The following is a 25,568-nucleotide window of genomic DNA, read 5'->3' as shown; positions in this document are numbered from 1 at the left end:
GGAGATAACCTAAAATTACATTTGCATTTTTAAAAATTTTAACTTTAATTTACAGCTTCAAACAATTAAAAATAACAATTATAATTTAGTTTAGTATGGAAATGAATGTTTCAAACAACGAAGAGCAAGTAGTTGCTAAAAAGAAAGGCGGTCTAAATCCTGCTATTATTATTCCTATCTTATTTGTAGTAGGAGTTGCGATTTTTTTATTCATATTGGGAAGTCCTAGCAATTTTCTTGATGATGCTCGTACCGCTGGTAAGGCATCTGTAGCTTTTGCAAGTGTAGAAGCAAAAGAACTTCACCCACAATCATTCATGGGCATTATTTATATGGGTGGACCAATTGTTCCAATTCTGATCACTTTTATGATCACCGTAATTGTATTTTCTTTTGAGCGTTTCTTCGTTTTGAAAAAAGCTTCTGGATCAGGTGATCTTGATAGTTTTGTGGTTAAAGTTAGAAGTTTGCTTAATCAAAATAGAGTTGATGAAGCTTTAGAAGAATGTGACAGACAAGAAGGTTCTGTTGGTAACGTGGTAAAAGAAGGTCTTACAACCTACAAAGCACTTGCTAAAGATTCTACTTTAAATAAAGAACAAAAAATGGTTGCTTTGAACAAAGCTATTGAAGAAGCTACAACTTTAGAGATGCCAATGCTTGAGAAAAACATGATGATTCTTTCTACTTTAGGAACGGTTTCTACTTTGATCGCACTTTTGGGAACTGTAATCGGGATGATTAAGGCGTTTTTCGCTTTAGGTTCAGGTGGTGGAACTCCAGACGCTGCTGCATTATCAATAGGTATTTCTGAAGCATTAATTAATACAGCTTTAGGTATTGGTACATCTGCAATTGCAATTATTCTTTACAATTATTTTACTTCTAAAATTGATGGATTAACTTACAAAATTGACGAAATCGCAATGAGTATCCAACAGTCTTTCGCTGAATTTAACTAATATTCGGCAGAGAAATTGCATCTTGAAAAATAGTTGCTTTAAAAAGATTTAATTTAAAATAAAAAGATATAATGGCGAGAATAAAACCGAAAAGACATGGCGTAGTAACCGATATGACGGCGATGTGTGACGTTGCCTTCCTGTTACTAACCTTCTTTATATTGACTACACAGTTCAAAAAACCTGATGTAGAACAAATTAAACCGCCATCTTCTATTTCAGAAAAATTGCTACCTGATGCAAGTCTCATGACTATTGATATTACAAATGGTGGTACATTTTACTTTACACCAGTAGAAAATGGTACAGAGAGAATTGCGCTGTTAGACAAAATGGGCGACAAGTATGGTATAAAGTTTTCGAATGAAGATAAGGTTGCTTTTTCTAAGGTTCAATCAATAGGTGTTCCTATTGAAAAACTTAGAAGTTACTTAGAATTGTCAGATGTCGAAAGAAAAGCTATTAAAAAGTCTGAAGGTATACCTTTAGACAGCACCAACAAACAAATGATAGATTGGATACAACAAAGTTTGGCTGTTAATGGTGGATATAAATTAGCAATTAAAGGTGATGTCAATACTAAATATTCAAAGGTTAAAGATTTATTTGAAGGTTTAAGAGATATTGATTTTCTTAAATTTTGGTTAATCACTTCGCAAGAAGGTAAACAACAATAAGAAATGGCAGAAGTACAAGTAAAAGAAGATAGCGGAAAGGGCGGCAAAGTTCGGTCGAAGAAGCAGAACAGTAGGGTAGACATGACGCCGATGGTAGATTTAGGATTTTTACTAATCACCTTTTTTATGTTTACCACAACTTTTAGTAAACCAAACGTAATGGATCTTGGTCTTCCTGCGAAGCCGAAGAAAGATCAAATCGACCCTAAAACTGAAATTAAATTAAGTAATTCGATTTCATTAATTTTAGGTGAAGGGAATCGAGTTTTTTGGCATCAGCAGGACAATACGTCACTTACACCAGAAACTTTAAATGAAACTTCTTATGATAGAGAAGGCATAAGAAAAGTAGTAGAGCAAGCGAAAGCGAGAGCTGATAATCCTGCAATTTTTACTGTTATTATTAAGCCGACGAATGAAGCAGTTTATAAAAACTTTGTAGATGTTTTAGATGAAATGGCTATTACCAAAAATGACAAGTACGGTGTTACTGATATCAAACCTTGGGAAAAAGCGATTTACAAAACGAAATTAGCCGGAACTGCAGCACCTGCAGCAAATACTCCTGCTAAATAATTACTTAAACTTATAAAGATGTCAGACGAAACGATATACAAAGAAACTCCTACCTTAGATGAAATTGTATTTCAGCATAGGAATAAGGAATATGGCGCTTATGATTTGCGGACAAAATACCCGCATATTTTAACGAAATCATTTATTTTGGGTACTGTATTATTTTTGGTTTTAGCATTATCACCATTCATTTACATGAAAATTCAGCAGATGAATGCCAAAGACAAAGTTGAGGTAGATTCTAAGCTTGTGAATGTTTTACAAAAGGATAAAATAATAGAACAGCCAATTGAAAAGAAACCGCCGCCACCGCCACCACCAAAAGATCCACCTAAACAAGAGGTGATACAAAACGTGGTGCCAGAACCGAAAAGGGCTCCGAAGATTGAAACTCCTCCTCCACCAATTGAGAAACAATTGCAAACTACAACAGGATTAATAAACCAGGAGGGTATTAAAACTCCTACTTATACGCCGCCGCCGCCACCTCCATCCTCAGGAAAGGGAAATACAGTTGAAGTAAAACCACCCTCTAATGAAGTATATGATACAGTAGATCAAAGTTCTGAGTTCCCAGGTGGAATCAATGCTTTTAGATCAGCAGTGTCAAGCAGTTTTGACACGTCAGTAATGAGTGGTGATGAAGGTAATGTTAAGGCTGAAATTACTTTTGTTGTTGAAAAAGATGGAAGTATGGCAGATATCAGAGCCAGTGGACCTAATTCAGAATTCAATAAAGAAGCAGAAAGAACTGTTAAAAGTATTAGAAAGAAATGGGCGCCAGCTAAGGTTAATGGGCAGGTAGTTAGATACCGATACCGATTACCTATTACAATGCAATTTGCATTCTAAAATTAGTAAATTTTTTAAAGAGAAGCATTTGCTTCTCTTTTTTTAATAATTTTGTTTATATGATTTTCAATTCCCTTTCAGTAGTTACTGGTTTTTTCTATATTGTTCTAGGTATAGTTGTAGTAATTTATAAATTTTTTATCATTGTATTAGAACCTAACATTGCATATCCTTTAGGTGGATTGTTGATGGCGTATGGAATATTTAGAATAGTGAGAGCAATAATCAAAATAAAACGCAGTAGGGATGAAGACTAAGTATTTTTATTTACTGTTTTCTTTGATAATTTTATCTTGTGGAAAAAAGACTGAAAAAATTGTAGACGATCCCCAGCAAGGTCATATTTCCATTGAGGTAGATGAATCTTTCCGAAGTGTATTGGAAGCTCTAACTGAAAGTTACACATCCTTAAACCCTAAAACTAAAATTGACTTAATAACGAAGAAAGAGGATTTTGCTTTTCTTGATCTGTTACACGGTAAAACTAGGATTGCGGTGATGTCGAGAGAGTTGTCACCAAAAGAACGGGCGGCATACGACCAAAGCACTGAATTAAAATGGCAACCCGCAAAATTTGCAGGTGATGCTGTGATCTTCATCGTGCCCAAATCTTCTACTAGAACATCCATTAGTTATGAAGAGATTCAGCAGAAATTAATGTCAAATCAGGAAGATATGATTTTTGATGGTACAAACAGCAGCAACCTGAATTTTGTAGCGCAAAAGTTAAACAAAAAACCATCCGATTTACAGTTTTCTGTGATTGAAGGTAATGTTAATCTTATCGAACAGCTTAAAAAATATCCAGACAAAATTGGAGTAATAAGTCTCAATACCATTAGCAGACCGTATGGTAAGGAAGCTGAAAAACTTCGTGAACTTATTAAAATTTTACCTGTTATGAAAAATGGAAACTCTTATGAGCCCTCCTTAACCAATATTAAAAATATGACTTATCCCTTTACAAGGATATTATATTTTTTAACGAATGAGGTTTATTACGGTTTAGGAAATGGCTTTATTAGATTTGCTTGCACACAATTAGGACAGATAATTGTGGAGAAAGAAGGATTGCAACCTTACAGTACTTACAGGAGAGAAGTTCAAATGCGATAATTTTTACCAAGACAATAATTTCTAAATTCAAATTTTGGTCTAAATATTGTTTTTAGAGAGATACAAATAATTAACTTTAAATTTAAAATGGAATATATAATGAATGTAACGAAGAAATCAGTGATTGGAATTGCTGCCTTGTTTTTAATGAATTTTTCTTTTGGACAGTCAATTGAGCAAGGCATAGCTAGCGTTGATAGTCAAAAATATGCGAAAGCCCGAGAGATTTACAATGAAATGATCACCAAAACTCCAGATCAAGCTGAAAATTATTTTTATTTGGGGGATACCTATCTGACTCAGTTTGAGCCAAACTTTGTAAAAGCTGCAGAATATTTTAATAAAGGAGTTACTTTAGACAGAAGAGCATATTTAAATAAAATCGGTTTAGCAACCATTAAATTAGGAAAGGGTGACAAATCTGGATTTACAGATATCCAGAATATTGTAAGTGATTCAAGAGAAAAGGATGCCGAAGTTTTATATCGAGCTGCGGAAGCTTTAACAATGTTTGATGCAACCAGTTCACCAGATGTGGCCATTGACTATTTGAATAAAGCAATAGCAAGAGCCGATAGAAAAGGTGTTCCAGCTTATTACTATTATACATTGGGTGATGCTTACAGAATTAAAAAAATTCCAGGTGATGCGATGAATGCTTATGATAAAGCATCAGCAGTTGCACAAAATAAAGCCTCGGTTTTTACAAGAATGGGAACTTTATGGATGGCAGCAAAACTATGGAAATTAGCAAAAGAAAAAATTGATCAAGCAATTGCTGTTGATCCAACTTACGCGCCGGCTTACAGAGCTTTAGCAACATTTGATATTTTTTATCAGAAAAATGCAGAAGCTAATGCAGCCTTAATTAATTATGCTAAATATTCTGATGAAGATCCTTCAACACAGCTAGAAATTGCTAAACTTTATTTCACTACGGATGATTTTGCAAATTCTAAAATGACTTTAGATAAAGTCTTTGATAAAGTAGAAGATCCTATCAAATATAAACTTAGAGCTTATTTACTTTTCCAAGATGGAAACTATATTTCTGCAAGACAAGATTTAGATATTTTTATGCAGAAAGCAGAGAAAAATAGAATTTTAGAAGCTGATAAAGGTTTATCTGGTCTAATCGATGCCGGTTTAGCCAAAACTGAAACAGATGCTACTAAAAAAGCGGCTTTATTAGCGAGCGCTGCAAAAAATGTCGCTCTAGCAGTTGCTGCGAAAGATGAAACATTAGATTGGACTTTAGAATTAGCTAAAATAAATGGTAATGCGATTGGATCAACAGACAGTGGCGCCAGTACGCCAGAAATTGAGGCTTTGAAAAAACAAGTTCAGGCAAATCCAAAGGACACCAATATTTTATTTAAATTGGCAAATAGTTATCAGGATGCTAAAAATTGGAACGGTGCCGTCTTAACTTGGCAAAAAATGAACAATCTTTTGCCAGATTGGGCACCAGCTTATTATAGTCAAGGCTATGCTTATCAACAAGGAGGAAATACGGATTTAGCTGCGAGTTCTTATCAAAAATACATTGATAAAGTAAAACCTGCAGAAATCGACGCAAATAAAGAGACTTTATCTTATGCTTATTTTGCAATAGCGTATCTAGACAAAGCGTCAGATCTTGCCAAAGCAAAAGATTACGTTTCTAAATCTGTTACACTAAATCCAAATTACGAAGATGCAGTAAAATTAAATAAAGAGTTAAATAGCAGTGCAGATGCAAACGTAGCTCCGACCGGGAACATGGATAATTCTACAAATAAAAAGCCAGTAGACTCGACTAAAATCACACCTTCTAAATAGAATAGAAAGTTATTTTAAAATCCCGGATTTTGTCCGGGATTTTTTTTGTCTTTTTTTAAAAATCTCATTTTTGAATTGCTGTATCTATTTGTATCTTTGCGACCCAATAAAAATTTATGTCAAAATCACTTATTCCTAAATTAGAAGCCATTAAACAACGCTATAATGAAGTTGCGGATTTAATTATTCAGCCTGAAATAATTTCTGATCAAAAAAAATATTCTACTTTAAATAAAGAATACAGTGATTTAGGTAAAATTGTGGCCGTCTTTGATCAATACCAACAGGCTTTAAATACAATTGAAGAATCTGATGAAATTATTGCTGACGGTTCTGACAAAGAATTTGTTGAAATGGCAAAATTCGAAAAAAATGAATCTATAGAAAAAATTCCTGGTTTAGAAGAAGAATTAAAAGTTTTGCTAATCCCGAAAGACCCAACGGATGATAAAAATGTAATCGTAGAACTTCGTGCGGGAACTGGTGGAGATGAAGCGGCAATTTTTGTTGAAGATGTTTACAGGGCTTATGCCATGTATTTTAAAACCAAAGGATGGAAGCACGAAATTACAGATTCCAGCGACGCTTCAAAAGGTTATAAAGAATTGATCGTGCGTGTGGAAGGTGTAGGCGTTTACGGAATTATGAAATTTGAATCCGGCGTTCATCGTGTTCAGCGTGTGCCGGAAACTGAATCGCAAGGAAGAGTTCACACTTCCGCGATTACGGTTGCGGTTCTCCCGGAAGCTGAAGAAGTAGACTTTGAATTAAATCCCGCAGATGTGGAAATGCAAACTTCACGTTCTGGCGGAGCAGGTGGACAAAACGTAAATAAAGTAGAAACTAAGGTTCAATTGACACATAAACCATCCGGAATGGTTGTGATTTGTCAGCAGGCGCGTTCTCAGCTCGCAAACAGAGAGCTGGCGATGGAAATGTTGCGTACGAAGTTATACGATATAGAATTACAAAAAGCCGTTGGTGATATCGCTGCACAAAGAAAAACAATGGTTTCTACTGGTGATAGATCTGCAAAAATTAAAACTTATAATTATCCACAAGGAAGAATTACAGATCACCGAGTGAATAAATCTATTTATAATCTGGATGCTTATATGAATGGCGATATTCAGGAAATGATAGACGCAGTAATTATGGCAGAAAATGCTGAGAAACTTAAGGGAGAAGAAGAAGGCGTTTAATATTTGGGCGCCTTTATCCGTCTTCCGTTCCCAATCTTTTTATCATTGCGATCGAACAGATTTGTAATTTGAATTCACTAACCAATCTCGCAATTATAAAAAGGATTTCCACTCAAGCCGGGGCGTATCACATTCTATTTTCTTTTCAACAATCTCTATCGGTAAAATTAAATTTTCATTAACTTTATCCTAAATTAAAATACTGTTATGAAAAAATTATTGACGTCTTTATTATTGGGTGGTTTATTAATCTTTACTTCTTGCACAAAGGAAAAAACCACCGTTGTAAGTGCAAACGGGGATTCTACAACTTCTGTCACTACGATCGGCATGGATAATCAAAAAGTAGATTCTGCAAAAATTAAGATGAACACTGGTTTGGAAAAAACCAATGATGCATTAGAAAAAGGAGCGACAGATGTAAAACAAGGTTTGAAAAAAGCCACAGCCGATGCTGCAGCCGCAGTTGAAAAAGGCGCAAAAAATGTAAAAGAAAAAACTGAGAAATAGTTTCAGTCTAGACCTTTTTTATTTTAGCTATTTACTTTTTAAATCCAAATATGCGTCAAGAAATCCTAAATAAAAATCCCGATTTTTCAATAAATTTCTCCGAAAAAATTCCTTATTTTTTTGAAAAAGATGGTCTCCAATTAAAATCATCTTACACCGAAAAAGATGAAATAAAGAATGAACTTATAAATTCATCTGCCGGAATTGCACCCTATTTACGGGGTCCATATTCTACAATGTATCTTCAAAAACCCTGGACAATTCGCCAATATGCAGGTTTTTCGACAGCAGAGGAGTCTAATAAATTTTATAAAAAAAATCTTTTGGCTGGTCAAAAGGGATTGTCGGTTGCATTTGATTTGGCCACACATCGCGGTTATGACTCAGATCATCCTAGAGTGCAAGGTGATGTCGGAAAAGCTGGTGTTGCGATAGATTCTATAGAAGACATGAAAATTTTGTTTAATGAAATTCCATTGGATGAAATCTCAGTTTCAATGACCATGAATGGCGCCGTTCTGCCCATTTTAGCTTTTTATATTGTTGCCGCTGAAGAACAAGGTGTTTCGCAGGAAAAATTATCAGGAACCATTCAAAATGATATTTTGAAAGAGTTCATGGTCCGGAATACTTATATTTATCCGCCAACGCCTTCAATGAAAATTATTGCAGATATTTTTGAATACACTTCTAAATATATCCCGAAATTTAATTCAATTTCCATTTCGGGATATCACATGCAGGAAGCTGGCGCAACGCCGGTTTTAGAAATGGCTTATACTTTAGCCGACGGTTTAGAATACGTGAGAACTGGTATAAAAGCTGGAATGAAAGTAGATGATTTTGCACCAAGACTGTCATTTTTCTGGGCAATCGGCATGAATCATTTTATGGAAATTGCGAAATTACGTGCAGCAAGATATATTTGGGCAAACCTTCTAAGTCAGTTTGATCCAAAAAATCCAAAATCTTTAGCCTTAAGAACGCATTCTCAAACTTCGGGATGGTCTTTAACGGAGCAGGAACCATTTAACAATATTACAAGAACAACTATTGAAGCGTTATCTGCTGTACTTGGCGGAACACAGTCGTTGCATACAAACGCTTTAGACGAAGCTATTGCTCTGCCAACAGATTATTCTGCAAAAATTGCCAGAAATACACAAATTATTTTGCAACAGGAAAGTGGCATTTGTAATGTTGTCGATCCTTTTGGCGGAAGTCATTTGGTAGAAAGTTTGACGCAGCAAATGATTGATGAAGCGATGAAATTTATCAATGAAGTAGAAGAGGAAGGCGGCATGACAAAAGCCATTGAAGCCGGAATTCCAAAGATGAGAATTGAAGAGGCTGCTGCAAAAAAACAGGCAAAAATTGATAGCGGCGAAGAATTTATTATTGGTGTAAATGCTTTTAAATCAGTTAAAAAACAAATTGATTTAGATATTCTAGATATTGATAATACTGAAGTTCGACGATCTCAAATCGAAAGATTAAATAAAATTAAAGCTGAAAGAAATGCAGATTCAGTTCTAGAAATTTTAAACAAATTGAGAGATTGTGCGAAAACTGGAAGTGGAAATCTTTTGGAATTATCTATCGAAGCGGCAAGAAGAAGAGTGACTCTTGGTGAAATGAGTGATGCTTTGGAAGAAAGTTTTGGAAGGTATAAAGCTAACATAAGAACAATACAAGGAGTTTATGCCATGAATGCAAGTAAAAACGTATATTTTGAAAAAGCCATTTCATTAGCTCAAAAATTTGAGGAAAAAGAAGGACGCAGACCAAGAATCATGGTAGCAAAAATGGGACAGGATGGTCATGATCGCGGTGCAAAAGTTGTTGCAACTGCTTTTGCAGATATGGGATTTGATGTAGACGTCGCTCCATTATTCCAGACGCCAGAAGAAGTGGCGATGCAAGCGGTGGAAAATGATATTCATATTTTGGGCGTTTCTTCTTTGGCGGCCGGACATAAATTTCTTGTTCCGCAAGTGGTGGAAGAATTAAAAAAATTAGGTGCGGAAGATATTACAATAGTTGTCGGCGGTGTAATTCCGCAGCAGGATTATGATTTTCTGTATGAAAATGGCGCGCAGTTTATCTTTGGGCCTGGAACTAATTTGCCAAAATCTGCATGTGAGATTTTAGAAAAAATGTTGAAGTAATAGATTTAAAAAATAATGAGGAGTTTTTATTTTTTATTTTTAGCATTAATTCTATTTTCTTGCAATAAAAAAGAGAAAAGAGTTAATGAAAATTACTTTAATAAAAATCATAGTAAGGAAAATGAAAATGTAATTTATGAGGTTTTAAATCAAATTATTAATGATGAATTTAAAAATGATAGTTTGATGTTTGTGAATGGAAATTTCAGACACTATGAAAAGATTTATGACATTTCTTTAAAGCCAATTTATTTACAATCGGATAAAATAGATAAAAATATTCCGCCACCACCAGGAGTTGCAATTAACGTAAGATACGATTCTATTTTCTTAAAAAAAGATTCTGCATATTATAGTTATACTGCTAAAATATTGCGTGGTTTTATATTTAATAGGAATAAAATAAAAAGAAATTTACAATACATAAATGACGAACAACTTTACAATTTAAGTAAAAAGCCATCTAATAATTATTGGATGGAATTTCAGAAAATTTATGGCGACAAATGTATTGAGCGGCTATCGGTTCCGTTTTTTAATAAAGAACAAAGCTTTTGTGTAATTACGATTTCTAATATTTGTGATCCATTAAATGGTTTTGGTAATACCGCTTTCTATAAAAAAGTTAAAGGTAAATGGATATTAATTAGAACAGAAAATAATTGGGTAAATTAAATTAATTTCTATGGAAATTTCTACAGAAACTTTAGTAAACGGCATAAAATCCGGCGATAAAAGATTGCTCGGAAAAGCCATTACTTTGGTGGAAAGTAAAAAAGTGGAACATAGAATACAGGCAGATTTATTGCTAAAAGAAATCTTACCATTTACAGGAAAATCAATTAGAATTGGCGTTACAGGTGTTCCAGGTTCAGGGAAATCTACCTTTATCGAAAATTTCGGAAAACTGGCAATTGGAAAAGGCAAAAAAGTAGCAGTTTTAGCAATTGATCCAAGTTCTACTTTAAACAAAGGAAGTATTTTGGGCGATAAAATCCGAATGGAAGAATTGGCGCGTGAGAAAAATGCTTTTATCAGACCAAGCCCAAGTTCTGGATTTTTGGGTGGTGTCGCAAATGCGACTTTTGAAAGTATGTTGCTTTGCGAAGCGGCAGGTTACGATTTTATTTTAATTGAAACGGTCGGAGTTGGTCAAAGTGAAGTTTTAGTTTCAGATATTACGGACGTTTTTTTATTTCTTAAAATAATGGGTGGCGGCGATGAGCTACAAGGCATAAAACGCGGTATTATGGAAATGATAGACGTCGTTTTCATTAATAAAGTGGATGATAAAAATCTGCGTGAAGCAAAAAATGCAAAAGTGGAATTAATGCGTGCCTTACATTTTATGCCATCAAAAGAGAAAAATTGGAAAATCCCAGTGGTTTTAGGTTCGGCTTTAGAAAATAATGGTTTAGATAAAGTTTTTGACGAAATAAGTAACTTTATTGATCAAAAAAAAGATAATGATAACTTTGAGGAAACCCGACATTTGCAAGCAGAAAAACGTTTTGAGTATTGGGTTCAAAATTATATTTTGGAAGAATTAAAAACAAAGGAAAGTTCTGAAAATGAATTTAATTTACATAAGAAAAATGCCTCAGAATTGAAGTCTAATCCAAGTTCTGAAGCGAGATTGTGGGTAGAAAAAATATTTAAGAAAACTTGATTATTTTTTATCTACCTTATTTTTCATAATATATCCGTCGTAACTAATTGATTGCCTGTCTTGAGCGCTTAAATTAGCATAAGTTTTTCCGTTTGAATAAATTTCTAAGTTTATCGTCACATTTGTAGATTGATCAGTAGTCACGATTTTGTAATCCCAATCCCCTTTTTTATTCTGAGATTTTGAAAGTGTGTAATTTTTAGTAGTAAAATTAAAATTATTTTTATCTTGGTTCAAATTAGGCGTATATAATCTTCCAAAATATGGTAAATCCACAGTTAATTCTTTATTTTTTAAAGTAATAATATATCCGTAATCTAAATTTAAAAATCTTTGAGAACCGCCTCCATTAGGAAAACTGTTCATAACGTTGATCACGTCGCTGTTGGTAGGATTTGCACGTTCCGCACGAAAGGTAAATTGATCGGAAGATATCAGTTCTTTTAAATTAAGCGGTGTGGTATAAACATTTTTTGCACAACTATTAAAACTAAAAATAATTAATATGAGACTTATATAGAGAGTGTTTTTCATTTTCTTAATTTTACAAAAGATATCAAATTTAATGCTAAAGGCACTGTTTTTTAATTAATTTTAAAGTTGGAATAAAAATTGCAAATTCAAAAAAAAATTATTATGAAAGTTAAAAATATTTTAGGAATTAGCTTAGTTAGCGTCAGTCTATGGGCTTGTACAACTAATCCGATCACAGGCAGATCATCATTGCATTTGGCCAATGACCAACAAATAGACGCAATGGCACTTCAAGAATATAAACAAACTTTGCAGACGGCGAAGGTAATTAATGGAACAGCTTCAGCAAATCAGGTGAAAACTGTGGGAAATAGAATAAAAAATGCCGCAATTAAATATTATACTGATTTAGGTTTGCAAGCCAATTTGGCAAATTATCAATGGGAATTTAATTTATTACAGGATCCACAATTAAATGCGTGGTGTATGCCAGGCGGTAAAGTTGCCGTTTATTCTGGAATTTTGCCAGTTACCAGAGATGCAACCGGATTGGCAGTCGTGTTAGGTCATGAAATTTCACACGCTTTAGCTGGACACGGTAATGAAAGGATTTCACAAGCAATGATTGCTCAATATGGCGGTGCAATTCTTGGGAGTACAATTTCTAATCAGCAAGTGGCGGCTATTTTTGCAAAAGCATATCCTGTTGGCGCACAAGTAGGACTTTTAGCCTATGGGAGGAAACAAGAATTAGAGGCGGACGAAATGGGATTGTATTTAATGGCAATGGCTGGCTATGATCCGCAGCAAGCTCCAATTTTCTGGCAAAGAATGGAAAGTGCTGCAGGAGACGGACAGCGACCGCCAGAATTTTTGTCAACACACCCCGCTCCTGAAAATAGAAGAGCAGATTTATTGAATGATATGCCAAGAGCTTTGCAGTATTATCGTGCGGCCGGTGGAAAATAAAATTAAACAAAAATTAAAAAACCTTTCTAAAATTTTAAGTAAATTTGGAAAGGTTTTTTAATTTAAAGATTACTCAGGACATGAAAAATTTAACTTTTATCGGGATAATTTTATTGGCATTATCGTTTCTCTTATACTATTTAATTCCTGAATTTTCTTTCATAAAATTATTTGAACCTATTAATTTAATGGGAATTTTGGCGGGAATAGGCATTGGATTAATTATCGGCGGTTTGGTAGGTTATCTAAGCAAAGGCTCATCTATCCGAAAAGAAAATCAAAGAAAAAACTATATCCAGTTGCAAAAAGAAAAAAATGCATTAGAAATTCAAGCTGCGATTTTAGCTCGTAATCAAACGATTGCAGATGAGGAAATTGAGAAAAAAAATATGCAAAACCCATTGTGATTTTGCATAATTATCTTTTTATCTAATATTTTCTAAAACTTATACCCGAGTCCGACCAAAAGAAAACTTGGTCTGTTGTCGTATCTTATTGTTGTTTGGTAACCTACAGCTTGACTGACGTATTTACGTTGATCTTGAGAAAAAGCGCCTTCGTACCTCGCGCTTAATATAAGTTTAGATAGCTGAAATTGCGCTCCAAATTGATAACCAACGGTAAATTCTTTAGATGCATTTTCTGTAAAATCTTGATATTGATTGTTTTTAGATAGATTATAGCTTGCAACTGGACCTACAAAAACACCCAACGTTTCTCCTAAAAGATTGTAGCCCAATAAAACTGGCAAATCTACGCGGTTGTATTTTGCTTCTAATTTCACATTACTGTTAGGATCTGTAAATTCGTTTTTAAATGTAGTGTAATACAATTCTGGCATTACAAAAAAAGAAGTTGGTGTTGAAATTTTTACAGAAAGACCTACGTTATATCCTGCAGCATTTTTCCCGGAATTATTATAAGCTGTTGTAGTAGTATTGGAAATGTCCTTCCAAGAAGCTGAGCTTGTTTGGAAAATAGCATTTGCTTTTACTGCAAAAGATATTTGTGCGGATGCTAAACTCGCTAGACTTATTAAAGCGATACTAAAAATCTGTTTCATTTTCTGGGGGTTTTGTTATAATATTTTCAATGTACGTTTTATCTGTTTTTAAAAAATAATCTCTTAGTTCTTTAAACAGTTCTGATGAATAAACGAAATCAATAAGGTTTTTATTATTTGCGTTGATCAAAATGTCTTTATTTCCTTCCCATTCTTTTATTCCCATTCTTAAGTAAACTATTTTTTCTCCAATGGTCATCACGGAGTTCATGTCATGAGAATTAATGATCGTAGTTGTATTGTATTCTTGTGTTATCTCAAGAAGTAAATCGTCAATAATATTAGAGGTGTAAGGATCTAGACCAGAGTTGGGTTCATCGCAAAATAAATATTTTGGATTATTTACAATAGCTCTGGCAATCGCTACGCGCTTTTGCATACCTCCCGAGATTTCTGATGGGTATTTTCGATTAGCTTTACCTAGATGCACTTTACCAATAACATCCATCACGCGGCGTTTCTTCTCTCTATAAGTTAAAGCACTAAACATATTTAAAGGAAACATAATATTTTCATCAACCGTCATCGAATCAAATAACGCACTTCCCTGAAAAACGGTACCAATTTCTGAACGTAAAGTTTGTTTTTCCTCTCTGGACATTTTATTAATATCCCGGCCATCAAACATAATTTCACCAGATGAAGGCTGATAAACATTAAGTAAACTTTTAAGAAACACCGTTTTCCCCGAGCCACTTTGACCAATAATCATATTGACCTTGCCAGTTTCAAATGTCGTAGTAATGCCCTTTAAGACCTCAACGTTACCAAAATTTTTCTTTAAATTTTTTACTTCTATCATTAGCTTAAAAACATTTGGGTGAGTAAAAGATTTGCCATTATAATTGAAACAATAGTCCAGACTACAGCTTGTGTACTTGCGCGCCCAACTTCTAGCGAACCACCTTTTACGTTAAAACCAAAATAAGCGGGAACTGTTGCAATTATAAAAGCGAAAACTGCTGTTTTGAAAAACGCATACCAAATAAATGAAAACGGCATGTACATCTGAATGCCGGTTATATAATCTGCTTTACTCCAACTTCCGGTTGCAATACCAGCTAAATATCCTCCATAAATGCCAAAAACAATGCTAATTGCAATCAATAAAGGATTAAAAATAACACTCGCTAATATTTTTGGTAAGATTAAAAAATTTGGTGAATTAACTCCCATAATATCCAAGGCGTCTATTTGCTCTGTTACGCGCATTGTTCCGATACTGGAGGCGATATAAGAACCGACTTTTCCAGCTAAAATAACTGAAATGATTGTAGGTGCGAATTCTAAAATCAACACTACTTTTGTTGCGTAGCCAATAAAACTTAGTGGGATAGGAAAAGAAGATGCTGTAAAATTATTAAACATCTGTATTGCCACAACAGCACCAACAAATGTGGAGGTAAAAAGTACTAATCCGAAGGAATTTACGCCTAAATCTGCAATTTCTCTAAAAAATAGTTTTACAAAAACAGAAGAATTCTGCGGTCTTTTTAGAGCTTTCCCCAGTAGTATAAAATATTCACCAATGGAAACAAACAATCGATTTAACATGGGGCTAAATTAGTATATTTTATTTTATTTATTTGAATTTAATGCGCATTTTTATCACCATTTAGAATCAATAATATCGTTTTAAAAACAATAACCAGATCCAAACTTATGGTCCAATTCTTAACATAAAATGAATCTGCTAAAATTCTTTTATGCATGGTCAACTCAATATTTTCACCGTCACCACGTAAGCCATTTACTTGGGCTAAACCAGACATTCCAGGTTTTACATAACTGCGGAGAGAATACCGTCTAATTTTTTGCTTAAAATAATCATCTACCAATAGCATATGAGGTCTGGGACCAATAATTGACATATCACCCATTAAAACATTAATGAACTGCGGAGTTTCATCTAGACTTGATTTCCTTAAAAATTTACCAAAAGCAGTAATTCTCAAATCGTTTGTGGAGGTAGTTTTTGTACTGCTTGTCTCATTTTCAAACATCGTGCGGAATTTAATACACTCAAATACCTCTTCTTGAAAGCCATATCTTCTTTGAAAAAAAATAACGGGCCCCTTACTTCCTAACCTTATAAAAATCGCAACAAGAGGGAAAAGCCATGTACCGATAAAAATTAAAAATAGTAAAGAAAATATAATATCTAAAATTCTTTTTATTAGATAATTGGTAAAATAATCCAATGGGAATTTTGCTTGTGTCAAAATTGGTTGCATTTCAACATATTCCAAATCATATTTTAAAAAATTATTTTGAATAATATTTGGAACCAAAGAAATTAAAACTTTGCTTCTTTCAGCAGAATTAAATATCGCAAATTCTAATTCTTTTTCTATAACAGAATTTTCTGAAGGTAAGATTAAAGTGTGAATTCCATTAGCTTTCCAAAATTTTTCAAGATTTTCAATGGTTAAAGTTTCATTAAAATTAAAAAATTTAAAACCATAGTCTTTCCTTTGATTCAAAATACTTTTCAAATAATTAGTAGATTCATTTTCGGACAAAAACATAATGTTTCTATGGTTAAAACCAAATGTCCGCAGGTATTTTAAAGTAAAAAATGAAAAGGATTTTATTATGGTCAAACAGGCGAAAAGAGCAACGCCCACCTGAAATCTATCTTCTTTTAAAAATTGATTATTACTCACCTTTCCTAAAAGAATTATTCCCAAAATGAAAATAAAAATATGTGTTATAATTCTTTCAAGATAAATTGTAAACGTAAGATTACGTGGAATGGAATATAGTTTTGTTCTGCCGCTAAGTAAAATCCAGAAAGAATTAAGTATAAATAATGAAATTATATTAAGTTCAGAAATGCCGTCACCTTCATCAAAACCATCTTTTATCCAAAATAAATATATAAAAACGACAGATAATACTACGATATCTAATGCAATAAATACACCTTTAAAATATCGTGAATAGCGAAGTCTCTGCATCTAAAATAAAAATTTGGAATAATAAATTTACGGAATATTTAGATACTTATGTGTTTGCACAGAAACTTGCCACTGAGGATTTTGTAAAACAAAATCTGTCATCTTAGGATACATTTCCGCACGCTTGCTCCACTCGCTTTGGAGGTATAATTTACAATTTTCGTTGACCTTTTCCGCTTGTTCTTCGGCAAATTTAAAATCATTATTGTTAAAAATAATTACTTTTAGCTCATCGGCTTTATCATAAATATCAGTTTTTGGAAGCCCTGTTTTTTTTGGCGAGAGGGTAATCCAATCTAACATCCCACTCATTTTGTATGCGCCAGAAGTCTCAATATGGATTGTACAACCAAGATCTTTTAGTTTTTTTGTCAAAGATTCTAAATTCCACATGAGCGGTTCACCACCTGTTAAAACTATTGTTTTACAACTTGAAGCGGCAATTAAAGCAATTTCTGAAGTTTCCATCAAAGGATGTAAAGTTGGGTCCCAACTTTCTTTCACGTCACACCAGTGGCAACCTACATCGCACCCTCCTAATCTAATAAAATAGGCAGCTTTTCCAGTATGTGCGCCTTCCCCTTGTATAGTATAAAAGTGCTCCATCACAGGAAGAAGTTCACCATTCTCTAATCTTATTTTTTCTAAATCTGTCATTTCTAAAATGTTCTACCGGTTTTATTACCGGCTTTTTTCAAATACTGGACTAGTTTATTCGATTAAAATAATCTATGTCCAAAAATTAATCGTTATATACTGAAGTTTTATACGCTAAAAGTGTGTTTTTTAATAACATAGCGCGCGTCATTGGACCAACACCGCCAGGAACTGGAGTGATCCAGGAAGCTTTTTCTGCACAACTTTTGAAATCTACATCACCAGCTAAATGATATCCTTTTGCAGAATCATCTTCTACTCTTGTAATTCCAACATCTACGATAATTGCCCCTTTTTTAATCATTTCATTTTTTAAAAAACCTGGGTCGCCCAAAGCCGTAATTACGATATCTGCGCTTTGCGTAAATTTCTCAATATGGGGGGTGAAACTGTGCGTTAAAGTAACCGTTGAATTTCCTGGGAAATCTTTTCTTCCCATTAATATACTCATCGGTTTACCAACAATTCTGCTTCTTCCGATAATGACGCAGTGTTTTCCTTTGGTTTCAATGCCGTAACGTTCTAATAATGTGAGAATGCCAAAAGGTGTAGCTGGTAAAAAAGTGTCCATTTCCAAAGCCATTTTCCCAAAGTTTTCCGGATGAAAACCGTCTACATCTTTACGTGGGTCAATTGCCATGATAATTTTTTCCTGATCGATCTGTTTTGGTAAAGGTAACTGTACAATGAAACCGTCTACTGCTTTGCTATGGTTTAATTCATGAATTTTTTCAAGAAGTTCAGCTTCGGAAACGGTTGCTGGAAATTTTAGAAGACTAGATTTAAATCCAACATCTTCACAATCTTTCACTTTGCTGTTTACATAAGCCTGGCTTGCGCCATTATTACCTACAAGAATGGCGACCAGATGCGGTGCTCTTTTTTTATTATTTAATATTTTATCTACTTCTACCTTTATCTCTGCTTTTATTTCTTTCGAAATTTTTAAGCCATCAAGTATTTTTGCCATAATATCTATTTAGAGGAATTTATCATTCTTATTCTTTTAGGATTTATTATTTTTATAATAATTAATCAATGCATTAGTAGAGGAATCATGAGAGTTTACTTCTTGATCATCAATAAGTTTTGGAAGTATTTTTCCAGCTAAAACTTTACCTAATTCCACTCCAAATTGGTCAAAACTAAAAATATTCCAGATGATGCCCTGTACAAAAATTTTGTGTTCGTAAAGTGTAATTAATTGACCCAAAGTAAACGGGGTTAATTCCTTAAAAAATATTGAATTAGTTGGAGAATCCCCCGTGAAAACTTTGTAAGGCGAAAGTTTAGAAATTTCCTCTTCTGTTTTTCCTTCTGTTTTTAGTTCTTCAATCACTTCATTTTCAGTTTTACCAAAAGCCAATGCTTCAGTTTGCGCAAAGAAATTAGCTAATAATATTTCTTGGTGATTTGAAATTGCATTGCACGATTTCACATAAGCGATAAAATCTGCTGGGATTAATTCTGTTCCCTGATGAATTAATTGATAGAAAGCATGTTGTCCGTTAGTTCCAGGTTCGCCCCAAATAACTGGGCCAGTTTCATATTCTACAAAATCGCCATTTCTGTCAACAGATTTCCCATTACTTTCCATATCGCCTTGTTGCAAATACGCTGGAAATCTTTCTAGATATTGTGAATAGGGAAGTATAGCATAAGTTCCCGCGTCATAAAAATTGCGGTACCAAATTCCTAAAACCCCCATTAAAACAGGTATGTTTTCCGAGAAATCGGTAGTTTTAAAATGTATGTCTGTATCTTCTGCTCCTTTTAAAAGTTGCTCGAAGTTTTCATAACCAATAAAAAGAACGATGCTTAAACCAATTGCGCTCCACAAAGAATATCTTCCGCCGACCCAATCCCAAAATTGGAATATATTTTCTTCAGCAATCCCAAACTCTTTTACCGCTTTAATATTGGTAGAAAGTGCTACAAAATGTTTCTCAACGTCTTCTATTTTTCCGGATTTTAAATACCATTCTTTCGCAGAATTTGCATTGGTCATCGTTTCTTGCGTGGTAAAAGTTTTAGACGCAATAATAAAAAGTGTAGTCTCTGGGTTTAAATTTTTTAAAGTTTCGAAAATATGATTGCCATCAATATTTGAAACAAAGTGCACATTTAATCTTGTTTTAAAATGTTTTAAAGCCGAGCAAACCATTACTGGCCCGAGGTCTGAACCACCAATGCCGATATTTATAACATCTGTAATTTCTTTTCCGGAAAACCCTTTATGCGAGCCAGAAATTATTTTTTCTGAAAAAGATTTCATTTGGTCTAAAACCTTTTTTATTTCAGGTTTAATATTTTCGCCATTTACTAAAATTGGTTGTGGAGAAAAATCTCTTAATGCGGTATGAAGAACTGCGCGATTTTCAGTTTCGTTAATAATTGCGCCGGAAAACATGGCTTTAATTCCGTCTTCAAGTTTACATTCTTTTGCAAGATTTAAAAGAAGTTCTAAAGTTTTATCATCAATTAAATTCTTAGAATAATCAAATAAATAATTTTCTCGTTGTACAGAAAATTGAGAAAATCGTTCGGGATTATATTGAAAAAGCGAGCGCATTTCAAAATCATTTGTCGCAAAATGTTCTTGAAGTTTTTTCCAGGATTCGGTTTCGAGAGGATTTATTTTTGGTAGCATTTTAGAGAATTTTAAATGATAGATTTTAAATTTTAAATAAATTTAAAGCCTTGCAAATTTAAAGAAAAAACTTTGCTTATTAATATTTGCTTTCATAATATAATTTAACATTCATTTTAAATTTTCTTTTAAAAAATTTGCATATTTATATTTTTGAGTAATAATAACAATAAATTTATAAAAATGAAAAAATTATTTTTACTATTTGCTTTTGGCATTACAGGCTTATTAAGCGCACAAACAGTTGTTTTAAACTAGTTCTTCTGGAAATGATTACACCTACACTTATACATCTACATGTGGCAGAACTACATCTTTTACCAGTGTAGGCTCTGAATTAAATTATAGTTCTGCCTTAATTACGGCAAGCAATTATAATGTATTGTTATGTGGATCTCCAGTAAAACAAGTTACATTCCTTGCCCCACCTCCAAATTAATATTTTATCTTTTAGTATGCAAAAAACAGTTTTCATCTTTTTATTTCAGTATGCAGTATCGTAGCACATTCTCAAAATAAAATAGATTCAAAAATTAGAGTGTTGTATGTTTTAAATTATTTAGAAAGTAAAAAGCCCAACAGTAAAAAAATAGATAAAACTTTAGTTCTAGTGGCAAGTCGAGATAAATCTGTTTTCCTCACAGCCAATTCGTACACTTCAGACTCACTAAAATTAGAAAATAAACGTGGTGAAGAAGTAATGCAATATTACGAACCACAATACCAATATAATATTTTAATAGATAAGGATGAGATCAACTTTTCTGATTCTATTATGGGTACTGAAATTGGTTACACTGAACCAAATGAAATGAATTGGACTTTAGCAAATGAGTACAAACAAATTTTTGGTGTGAAATGTCAAAAAGCCACTATTTCAAAATATGGTAGAAAATGGATTGCTTATTTTAGTAGCAGTTATTCCTTTCCTTTTGGCCCGTACAAATTTAATGGACTTCCGGGTTTAATTTTAGAAGTGCATGATTCTAATAATGAATTTAATTTTACGGCGGTTGAAGTTAAAACTTTTAAGAAAGAATATCCGATGTCAAGGTTTTCAAACGCGAAAAAGTTTTCTAAAAAAGATTTTTTGAAAGCAAAAAATAATTTAGAGAGTGATTTTACTTTCGGGGGAAAAATAAAAAATACTCCAGATTTTACCAAGTTACTTAATGACAAATATAAAGAAGATAAAAAATATGAAAATCCTATTGAAATAGGTAATTAATTTTAAGAATTAGCTATCCAATCCAAAATAAAACCTCCCAAATTTTTCGGAGGTTAATAGAAGGCTCTTTTTATTATGAAGATGGTTATCTTCCAGTTGTTCTATCATATACTTCATTAAAGCGTTCCCGACCGTCATCACTTTTAAAGTTTGGAGTAAAATCTAATAAAACTGCCAGCTTACTTTTTGGCATATTTGAATTAAAATTATTTTTTACTCTTTTAAAAGAACGAATTAAGGCAAAATCAAAATCTTCATTTACTTCTGGCAGAACTTTGGGATGGATCATTTTTCCATCTTTATCTATATCAAAAGTGATGATAAATTTACCGTTAACCTGATAATCTGATGAAAATACACTGAAGTTATTTTGTACATCTGCAATCAGTTGTTTATTACCGCCTTTATATACAGCGTCTAAATCTTTGCTTTCGGGTGTTACGGTGACCTGGCTAAAAGTAAAACCAAAAGCTACCAATCCTATTATTGAAAGAAATTTCTTCATGTGACTATTTTTTATTATCTGTAAAATGTTTTTATCTGGATGCAGGTTCGTGTGTAAATTGAGATTGACCGCCACCACTAATTCTTTCTGGAATTCTAAAGTCAACTAAAATCGCGAGACTTTTTTTAGGCGAATCAGTTTTAAAATTATTTTTCACTCTTTTAAACGTGCGTATAAAATCATAGGTGAAATTTTTGTCAACTTGCTCAGGCTGAACTTTTGGGTTGATGATAGTTCCATCTTTATCTAAATCGAAACTCAAAACAAATTTTCCGTTTATAATATAATCAGAGATAAATGCGCCGAAATTATCTTGCACATCTTTCATCAATTGTTTATTTCCACCTTTATAAAAATCATTTAAATCTTTACTTTTTGGGGAAACAAATATTTGAGCAAAAGTAAAAGTAGCTGAAAGTAAAATACTTAAGATGAAAAATTTTTTCATTTAAAATTTGTCTGATGACAAAGTTAAGAGTTTTTAATAAGAATTCTTTTAATTTTTTTGCAAAAAAACAGCAATTATCTTTTCTCGTGGTAGGTTTTTGACGGCGTTCTGTTTTCATATCTGTCCTTCACGCTGAAATCCATGGTTACTGCTAAATCTTTTGTGGGCATTTCCGTATTAAAATTATTTTTTACTCTTTTAAAGGTTCTTATAAAAGCAAAAGAGAAAGCATCATCAACTTGCTCTGGAAAGACTTTTGCATTGGTGATTTTACCATCTTTATCCAGATCAAAAGTGATCACAAATTTTCCATTAATTCCATAATCAGCAGAGAAAGCACGAAAATTCTGACGCAGATCTTGCATAAGTTGTTTTTTCCCGCCCTTGTATACTTCATTTAAATCTTTATTATTTGAAGTGACGATTACCTGCGAAAAGGTAAATATTCCCGCAAAAAGTGTGATCAATAACAATAATTTTTTCATTTATTTTAGTTTGAAGTAAAGTTAATTATTATTTTTATTTTCAACCTCAAGTCTCACTGTATTTTTTCTTTTATTCCATCTGTAAATAAGACCAGCAACTATAATAATTAATACGACTGGCCAAATGCTGAATAATCCCATTATAATTTTCTGAATTAAAAGAAATCCTACTATTAAAGAGGTCTTCAAATCATAAACAAAATTTGTTTTGTATTTGTTGTCAATATTTTGACTGTTTGTAATTGCGATTTCCGCCACACGAATTTTTGGTTCTCTAATGAATATTTTTACGCTGCTATATTTTAAATTGTCATCTGTAGTGAAATTTGCCGTTTTCTGGTAATTGTTTTCAGATTCGTTTTCATTTTTCAGCTTTAACTTTGCCGCATTTGTTTTTAGTTTAGAAATTTCATCCTGATTTTTTTCGAGTCTGGTATTTTCTAATTTTGCTAAATGAATATTGGCTGTGATATCTTCCGCATAAATATTTCTTGCTTTTAGAAAAAGTTTTTGATCATTAACATATTGCAAAAAATCACCAAATTTTTCCGTCGGAACACGTACTTCCATGCTATTTTCAGATTGGTATTTTCTGACTAGCATTGCTTTTTCATTGGAAGTATTATAAGTTTCGTCTGAAAGAATATCTGAAATCAAAGCACTTTTAGTGACGAATCCGCCATTGTTTCTGACATATTTTTCAATTTCAACGGTCGATTTATAAACATCCTCCACTTCCATACTCAGATCGGCAGATTTCATAAATTTTTTATCCTTGATGTTTTGCGTAGCAGCGTAAGATATTTCTGCGGATGCGCTATCGGTTGCGACAACTGCATCATGTTGAGAATAGCCAGTATTTTCAGCAGTTATATTTCCACTTTTTTTACATGAATTAAGTAAGAAAATGCTTAGTAGAACTGCTGAAATTTTTAAGTTTTTAAGTTTCATAAGATTTGGTTTTATAATTATGAAAGTAAATTTCTAAAAGTTAGCAGAAGTTAGTTTGTAAACTGCTTGTTTAAAGCTTGTAAAATTTTAAGTGTTATAACAGAATGATAATCAATTAATTGTAAAAAATTTATCTGAATTTTATCTAAATTATTTTACAAGATTAGAAGTTTTAATTATTAAAGATTGCTTTTTCGTCTGAGTTTGTCTTCAAGTAAGATCTAAATATTGATTAAGAATGGGATCCAAATTCTATACAATTACCGGCAGTAGAATACTAACGCCCAAGATTTTGGTCAAAAGAAAGAGTATTAAGAAACCATCAAATATACTTCAATGATTCCAAGCAAAGATAGTAAGCACGGAACCTTCCTAACTGTTGAAAAAGCTTTTTAAAATTTTCGTATTTTTACTTTTGCTATAGATTTTTAAAGGTATTAATCTTTTTCTTCGATTGTAATTTTCTTGCTGATTTTCAATTTTCTTTTTGGTCGAACGACTTTTTCTTCATCACCTAAAAGTGCGCCCCACGGCTTTAATCCTTCAATTCTGTCTAAAATTATTTTCAAAATAGCGAGGAAAGGTATTCCTAAAAACATGCCCGAAATTCCCCACAAACTTTCTCCGATTAAAATAATGATGAAAGAGAAAAGTGCATTTATTTTTACCTTAGAACCAACTACGAAAGGCAAAATAATATTACTGTCTAAAAGGTGAACGCCTAAATAGCCTACAATTACCAGTAGAAATTTTGAAGTTCCGCCCATTGCAAAACTAATAAAACTTGCCAAAATCGCCGAAATAAAAATTCCAGCATAAGGAATCACATTTAAAATACCCGTCAGAACGCCTAATAATAGGGCGTACTTTACATCTAAAACTGTTAAAACAATACTCGTAAGTGATGAAACTACAAAAATCTCGATAAATAAACCTGCTATATATTTCTTTATAATTTTCTGGATTTCAGTGGTAATTTCTTCAACTTTATAACGGTGCTCGTCTTTAAAAACATTGATTATAAAGCGATATAATACACGTCGATAATTTAAAATAAAAATAAAAAAGATGACGCTGAATGCCGCAAATGCTAAACTTGAGGAGAAAATCGCTAATGTAGTACCTAAAATGATCGTGCTTGAGGAAAGAATTTTGTCACCCGCTTCATTTAAATATTTCAACTGTTTATTGAAATTGATGTTAAAAGTGTGAGAAACCCAGGTTTGCAATTCACCAAATGAGTGGGTAACTTGTTTTTGCAGCTGCGGCCAATCATTACTTAAACTAGAAAATTGACTTCCGAAAAAGAATATTAATCCGCCTAAAAATGAAATCATAATTAGAACAGAAACTAAAGTAGAAAGACCTCTGTTAAATTTCAGCTTTCTTTCTAAAAAATTGGCAAAAGGTAAAAAAAGCAGCGAAATTAAAAAAGCAAAAAATAAAGGGGCTAATATCATTTTTCCAATATCAGCCAGATAGCCAATGCATAATACACTGACTAAAACCAAACTAAGTTTGATCAGAAAAGGTAGATTTATTTTTTGCAACATTTTAAATTATTAAAACAAATATACTTAAAAATGTAAAAAAAATCCACTGTCAAAAAAAAATTTGCAGCGGAT

The 25,568-nt window shown here is 32.8% G+C and carries 26 protein-coding genes and 1 pseudogene; 14 read left to right on the top strand and 13 right to left on the bottom strand.

What is annotated here, in order from left to right:
• The first annotated feature begins 95 nt into the window (after nucleotides 1-95).
• The 11 genes from ACVBED_RS09570 (at nucleotide 96) to meaB (ending at nucleotide 11,553) form a co-directional block, all read left to right on the top strand.
• Nucleotides 96-962 (top strand): MotA/TolQ/ExbB proton channel family protein, encoded by an 867-nt coding sequence (locus tag ACVBED_RS09570; protein ID WP_447120064.1) that lies wholly within the window; start codon nucleotides 96-98, stop codon nucleotides 960-962.
• Nucleotides 963-1,033: 71 nt separating this feature from the next.
• Nucleotides 1,034-1,639, top strand: coding sequence for an ExbD/TolR family protein (locus ACVBED_RS09565; protein WP_447120063.1), 606 nt, complete (start codon nucleotides 1,034-1,036; stop codon nucleotides 1,637-1,639).
• Between the two features lie 3 nt (nucleotides 1,640-1,642).
• The gene (locus ACVBED_RS09560; RefSeq protein WP_447120062.1) at nucleotides 1,643-2,215 is read left to right on the top strand and encodes an ExbD/TolR family protein; all 573 of its coding nucleotides are present in this window, start codon (nucleotides 1,643-1,645) and stop codon (nucleotides 2,213-2,215) included.
• An 18-nt stretch (nucleotides 2,216-2,233) separates the two neighbouring features.
• Entirely contained in the window at nucleotides 2,234-3,067 is an 834-nt protein-coding gene (locus tag ACVBED_RS09555; RefSeq protein WP_473094938.1) for an energy transducer TonB, read from the top strand.
• A gap of 246 nt (nucleotides 3,068-3,313) precedes the next feature.
• On the top strand, nucleotides 3,314-4,183 hold the full coding sequence (locus tag ACVBED_RS09550) for a PstS family phosphate ABC transporter substrate-binding protein (RefSeq protein ID WP_473094937.1): 870 nt from the start codon (nucleotides 3,314-3,316) through the stop codon (nucleotides 4,181-4,183).
• A gap of 87 nt (nucleotides 4,184-4,270) precedes the next feature.
• Complete coding sequence (locus tag ACVBED_RS09545) at nucleotides 4,271-6,004, top strand: tetratricopeptide repeat protein (protein WP_473094936.1); 1,734 nt, start codon at nucleotides 4,271-4,273, stop codon at nucleotides 6,002-6,004.
• A gap of 116 nt (nucleotides 6,005-6,120) precedes the next feature.
• Complete coding sequence (gene prfA, locus ACVBED_RS09540; protein WP_473094935.1) at nucleotides 6,121-7,206, top strand: peptide chain release factor 1; 1,086 nt, start codon at nucleotides 6,121-6,123, stop codon at nucleotides 7,204-7,206.
• Between the two features lie 207 nt (nucleotides 7,207-7,413).
• Complete coding sequence (locus tag ACVBED_RS09535) at nucleotides 7,414-7,716, top strand: hypothetical protein (protein ID WP_473094934.1); 303 nt, start codon at nucleotides 7,414-7,416, stop codon at nucleotides 7,714-7,716.
• A 50-nt stretch (nucleotides 7,717-7,766) separates the two neighbouring features.
• Complete coding sequence (gene scpA / locus ACVBED_RS09530) at nucleotides 7,767-9,884, top strand: methylmalonyl-CoA mutase (protein WP_473094933.1); 2,118 nt, start codon at nucleotides 7,767-7,769, stop codon at nucleotides 9,882-9,884.
• 15 nt (nucleotides 9,885-9,899) lie between these two features.
• Nucleotides 9,900-10,559 carry a hypothetical protein gene (locus ACVBED_RS09525; protein ID WP_447120053.1) on the top strand — a complete coding sequence of 220 codons (660 nt, stop codon included), beginning with the start codon at nucleotides 9,900-9,902 and terminating at the stop codon, nucleotides 10,557-10,559.
• Nucleotides 10,560-10,569: 10 nt separating this feature from the next.
• On the top strand, nucleotides 10,570-11,553 hold the full coding sequence (gene meaB / locus ACVBED_RS09520) for a methylmalonyl Co-A mutase-associated GTPase MeaB (RefSeq protein ID WP_447120052.1): 984 nt from the start codon (nucleotides 10,570-10,572) through the stop codon (nucleotides 11,551-11,553).
• Here the strand turns inward: meaB and ACVBED_RS09515 are convergent, their stop codons facing one another.
• Nucleotides 11,554-12,087 (bottom strand): DUF4251 domain-containing protein, encoded by a 534-nt coding sequence (locus ACVBED_RS09515; RefSeq protein WP_447120051.1) that lies wholly within the window; start codon nucleotides 12,085-12,087, stop codon nucleotides 11,554-11,556.
• A gap of 102 nt (nucleotides 12,088-12,189) precedes the next feature.
• Between ACVBED_RS09515 and ACVBED_RS09510 the strand changes: the two genes are divergently transcribed.
• Together ACVBED_RS09510 and ACVBED_RS09505 are read left to right on the top strand one after the other, a co-directional pair.
• Entirely contained in the window at nucleotides 12,190-12,996 is an 807-nt protein-coding gene (locus ACVBED_RS09510) for a M48 family metallopeptidase (protein WP_447120050.1), read from the top strand.
• 80 nt (nucleotides 12,997-13,076) lie between these two features.
• Nucleotides 13,077-13,403, top strand: coding sequence for a hypothetical protein (locus ACVBED_RS09505; RefSeq protein ID WP_447120049.1), 327 nt, complete (start codon nucleotides 13,077-13,079; stop codon nucleotides 13,401-13,403).
• Nucleotides 13,404-13,435: 32 nt separating this feature from the next.
• Here ACVBED_RS09505 and ACVBED_RS09500 read toward each other — a convergent pair whose 3' ends face one another.
• From ACVBED_RS09500 to pgi, 7 genes are all read right to left on the bottom strand, one after another.
• Nucleotides 13,436-14,059 (bottom strand): outer membrane beta-barrel protein, encoded by a 624-nt coding sequence (locus ACVBED_RS09500; RefSeq protein WP_447120048.1) that lies wholly within the window; start codon nucleotides 14,057-14,059, stop codon nucleotides 13,436-13,438.
• On the bottom strand, nucleotides 14,043-14,861 hold the full coding sequence (locus ACVBED_RS09495; protein ID WP_473094932.1) for an ABC transporter ATP-binding protein: 819 nt from the start codon (nucleotides 14,859-14,861) through the stop codon (nucleotides 14,043-14,045). The genes ACVBED_RS09500 and ACVBED_RS09495 overlap by 17 nt, the downstream gene beginning before the upstream one ends.
• Nucleotides 14,861-15,613, bottom strand: a complete 753-nt coding sequence (locus tag ACVBED_RS09490; protein WP_447120047.1) for an MlaE family ABC transporter permease — start codon at nucleotides 15,611-15,613, stop codon at nucleotides 14,861-14,863. Before ACVBED_RS09490 ends, ACVBED_RS09495 begins: the two co-directional genes overlap by 1 nt.
• A gap of 38 nt (nucleotides 15,614-15,651) precedes the next feature.
• Nucleotides 15,652-17,019 (bottom strand): exopolysaccharide biosynthesis polyprenyl glycosylphosphotransferase, encoded by a 1,368-nt coding sequence (locus ACVBED_RS09485; protein ID WP_447120046.1) that lies wholly within the window; start codon nucleotides 17,017-17,019, stop codon nucleotides 15,652-15,654.
• A 27-nt stretch (nucleotides 17,020-17,046) separates the two neighbouring features.
• Nucleotides 17,047-17,676, bottom strand: a complete 630-nt coding sequence (locus tag ACVBED_RS09480; protein ID WP_473094931.1) for a 7-carboxy-7-deazaguanine synthase QueE — start codon at nucleotides 17,674-17,676, stop codon at nucleotides 17,047-17,049.
• An 85-nt stretch (nucleotides 17,677-17,761) separates the two neighbouring features.
• Nucleotides 17,762-18,646 (bottom strand): bifunctional 5,10-methylenetetrahydrofolate dehydrogenase/5,10-methenyltetrahydrofolate cyclohydrolase, encoded by an 885-nt coding sequence (locus ACVBED_RS09475; RefSeq protein WP_447120044.1) that lies wholly within the window; start codon nucleotides 18,644-18,646, stop codon nucleotides 17,762-17,764.
• Nucleotides 18,647-18,682: 36 nt separating this feature from the next.
• Nucleotides 18,683-20,326 (bottom strand): glucose-6-phosphate isomerase, encoded by a 1,644-nt coding sequence (gene pgi / locus ACVBED_RS09470; protein ID WP_473094930.1) that lies wholly within the window; start codon nucleotides 20,324-20,326, stop codon nucleotides 18,683-18,685.
• 472 nt (nucleotides 20,327-20,798) lie between these two features.
• On the opposite strand from pgi, the pseudogene ACVBED_RS09465 reads away from it, so the two are divergent.
• A pseudogene (locus ACVBED_RS09465) lies at nucleotides 20,799-21,554 on the top strand (GLPGLI family protein); the annotation flags it as partial.
• A gap of 85 nt (nucleotides 21,555-21,639) precedes the next feature.
• Here the strand turns inward: ACVBED_RS09465 and ACVBED_RS09460 are convergent.
• The 5 genes from ACVBED_RS09460 to ACVBED_RS09440 form a co-directional block, all read right to left on the bottom strand.
• The gene (locus ACVBED_RS09460) at nucleotides 21,640-22,059 is read right to left on the bottom strand and encodes a hypothetical protein (protein ID WP_447120042.1); all 420 of its coding nucleotides are present in this window, start codon (nucleotides 22,057-22,059) and stop codon (nucleotides 21,640-21,642) included.
• Nucleotides 22,060-22,090: 31 nt separating this feature from the next.
• On the bottom strand, nucleotides 22,091-22,507 hold the full coding sequence (locus tag ACVBED_RS09455) for a hypothetical protein (protein ID WP_447120041.1): 417 nt from the start codon (nucleotides 22,505-22,507) through the stop codon (nucleotides 22,091-22,093).
• Nucleotides 22,508-22,581: 74 nt separating this feature from the next.
• Nucleotides 22,582-22,992 (bottom strand): hypothetical protein, encoded by a 411-nt coding sequence (locus ACVBED_RS09450; protein ID WP_447120040.1) that lies wholly within the window; start codon nucleotides 22,990-22,992, stop codon nucleotides 22,582-22,584.
• Between the two features lie 21 nt (nucleotides 22,993-23,013).
• A complete protein-coding gene (locus ACVBED_RS09445; RefSeq protein ID WP_447120039.1) occupies nucleotides 23,014-23,943 on the bottom strand; it encodes a DUF4349 domain-containing protein in 930 nt (309 codons plus the stop codon).
• 437 nt (nucleotides 23,944-24,380) lie between these two features.
• Nucleotides 24,381-25,496, bottom strand: a complete 1,116-nt coding sequence (locus ACVBED_RS09440; protein WP_447120038.1) for an AI-2E family transporter — start codon at nucleotides 25,494-25,496, stop codon at nucleotides 24,381-24,383.
• Nucleotides 25,497-25,568: the final 72 nt, after the last annotated feature.

The sequence above is a fragment of the Halpernia sp. GG3 genome, assembly GCF_052976925.2.
The sequence above is the reverse complement of the archived record's forward strand: the minus strand, read 5'-3'. Positions and strand labels throughout refer to the sequence as shown.

Bases quoted from the DNA above. Each gene is read 5' to 3' on its own strand.
- ACVBED_RS09570 (WP_447120064.1), top strand. From the start codon at position 96: ATGGAAATGAATGTTTCAAACAACGAAGAGCAAGTAGTTGCTAAAAAG.
- ACVBED_RS09565 (WP_447120063.1), top strand. From the start codon at position 1,034: ATGGCGAGAATAAAACCGAAAAGACATGGCGTAGTAACCGATATGACG.
- ACVBED_RS09560 (WP_447120062.1), top strand. From the start codon at position 1,643: ATGGCAGAAGTACAAGTAAAAGAAGATAGCGGAAAGGGCGGCAAAGTT.
- ACVBED_RS09555 (WP_473094938.1), top strand. From the start codon at position 2,234: ATGTCAGACGAAACGATATACAAAGAAACTCCTACCTTAGATGAAATT.
- ACVBED_RS09550 (WP_473094937.1), top strand. From the start codon at position 3,314: ATGAAGACTAAGTATTTTTATTTACTGTTTTCTTTGATAATTTTATCT.
- ACVBED_RS09545 (WP_473094936.1), top strand. From the start codon at position 4,271: ATGGAATATATAATGAATGTAACGAAGAAATCAGTGATTGGAATTGCT.
- prfA (WP_473094935.1), top strand. From the start codon at position 6,121: ATGTCAAAATCACTTATTCCTAAATTAGAAGCCATTAAACAACGCTAT.
- ACVBED_RS09535 (WP_473094934.1), top strand. From the start codon at position 7,414: ATGAAAAAATTATTGACGTCTTTATTATTGGGTGGTTTATTAATCTTT.
- scpA (WP_473094933.1), top strand. From the start codon at position 7,767: ATGCGTCAAGAAATCCTAAATAAAAATCCCGATTTTTCAATAAATTTC.
- ACVBED_RS09525 (WP_447120053.1), top strand. From the start codon at position 9,900: ATGAGGAGTTTTTATTTTTTATTTTTAGCATTAATTCTATTTTCTTGC.
- meaB (WP_447120052.1), top strand. From the start codon at position 10,570: ATGGAAATTTCTACAGAAACTTTAGTAAACGGCATAAAATCCGGCGAT.
- ACVBED_RS09515 (WP_447120051.1), bottom strand. From the start codon at position 12,087: ATGAAAAACACTCTCTATATAAGTCTCATATTAATTATTTTTAGTTTT.
- ACVBED_RS09510 (WP_447120050.1), top strand. From the start codon at position 12,190: ATGAAAGTTAAAAATATTTTAGGAATTAGCTTAGTTAGCGTCAGTCTA.
- ACVBED_RS09505 (WP_447120049.1), top strand. From the start codon at position 13,077: ATGAAAAATTTAACTTTTATCGGGATAATTTTATTGGCATTATCGTTT.
- ACVBED_RS09500 (WP_447120048.1), bottom strand. From the start codon at position 14,059: ATGAAACAGATTTTTAGTATCGCTTTAATAAGTCTAGCGAGTTTAGCA.
- ACVBED_RS09495 (WP_473094932.1), bottom strand. From the start codon at position 14,861: ATGATAGAAGTAAAAAATTTAAAGAAAAATTTTGGTAACGTTGAGGTC.
- ACVBED_RS09490 (WP_447120047.1), bottom strand. From the start codon at position 15,613: ATGTTAAATCGATTGTTTGTTTCCATTGGTGAATATTTTATACTACTG.
- ACVBED_RS09485 (WP_447120046.1), bottom strand. From the start codon at position 17,019: ATGCAGAGACTTCGCTATTCACGATATTTTAAAGGTGTATTTATTGCA.
- ACVBED_RS09480 (WP_473094931.1), bottom strand. From the start codon at position 17,676: ATGACAGATTTAGAAAAAATAAGATTAGAGAATGGTGAACTTCTTCCT.
- ACVBED_RS09475 (WP_447120044.1), bottom strand. From the start codon at position 18,646: ATGGCAAAAATACTTGATGGCTTAAAAATTTCGAAAGAAATAAAAGCA.
- pgi (WP_473094930.1), bottom strand. From the start codon at position 20,326: ATGCTACCAAAAATAAATCCTCTCGAAACCGAATCCTGGAAAAAACTT.
- ACVBED_RS09460 (WP_447120042.1), bottom strand. From the start codon at position 22,059: ATGAAGAAATTTCTTTCAATAATAGGATTGGTAGCTTTTGGTTTTACT.
- ACVBED_RS09455 (WP_447120041.1), bottom strand. From the start codon at position 22,507: ATGAAAAAATTTTTCATCTTAAGTATTTTACTTTCAGCTACTTTTACT.
- ACVBED_RS09450 (WP_447120040.1), bottom strand. From the start codon at position 22,992: ATGAAAAAATTATTGTTATTGATCACACTTTTTGCGGGAATATTTACC.
- ACVBED_RS09445 (WP_447120039.1), bottom strand. From the start codon at position 23,943: ATGAAACTTAAAAACTTAAAAATTTCAGCAGTTCTACTAAGCATTTTC.
- ACVBED_RS09440 (WP_447120038.1), bottom strand. From the start codon at position 25,496: ATGTTGCAAAAAATAAATCTACCTTTTCTGATCAAACTTAGTTTGGTT.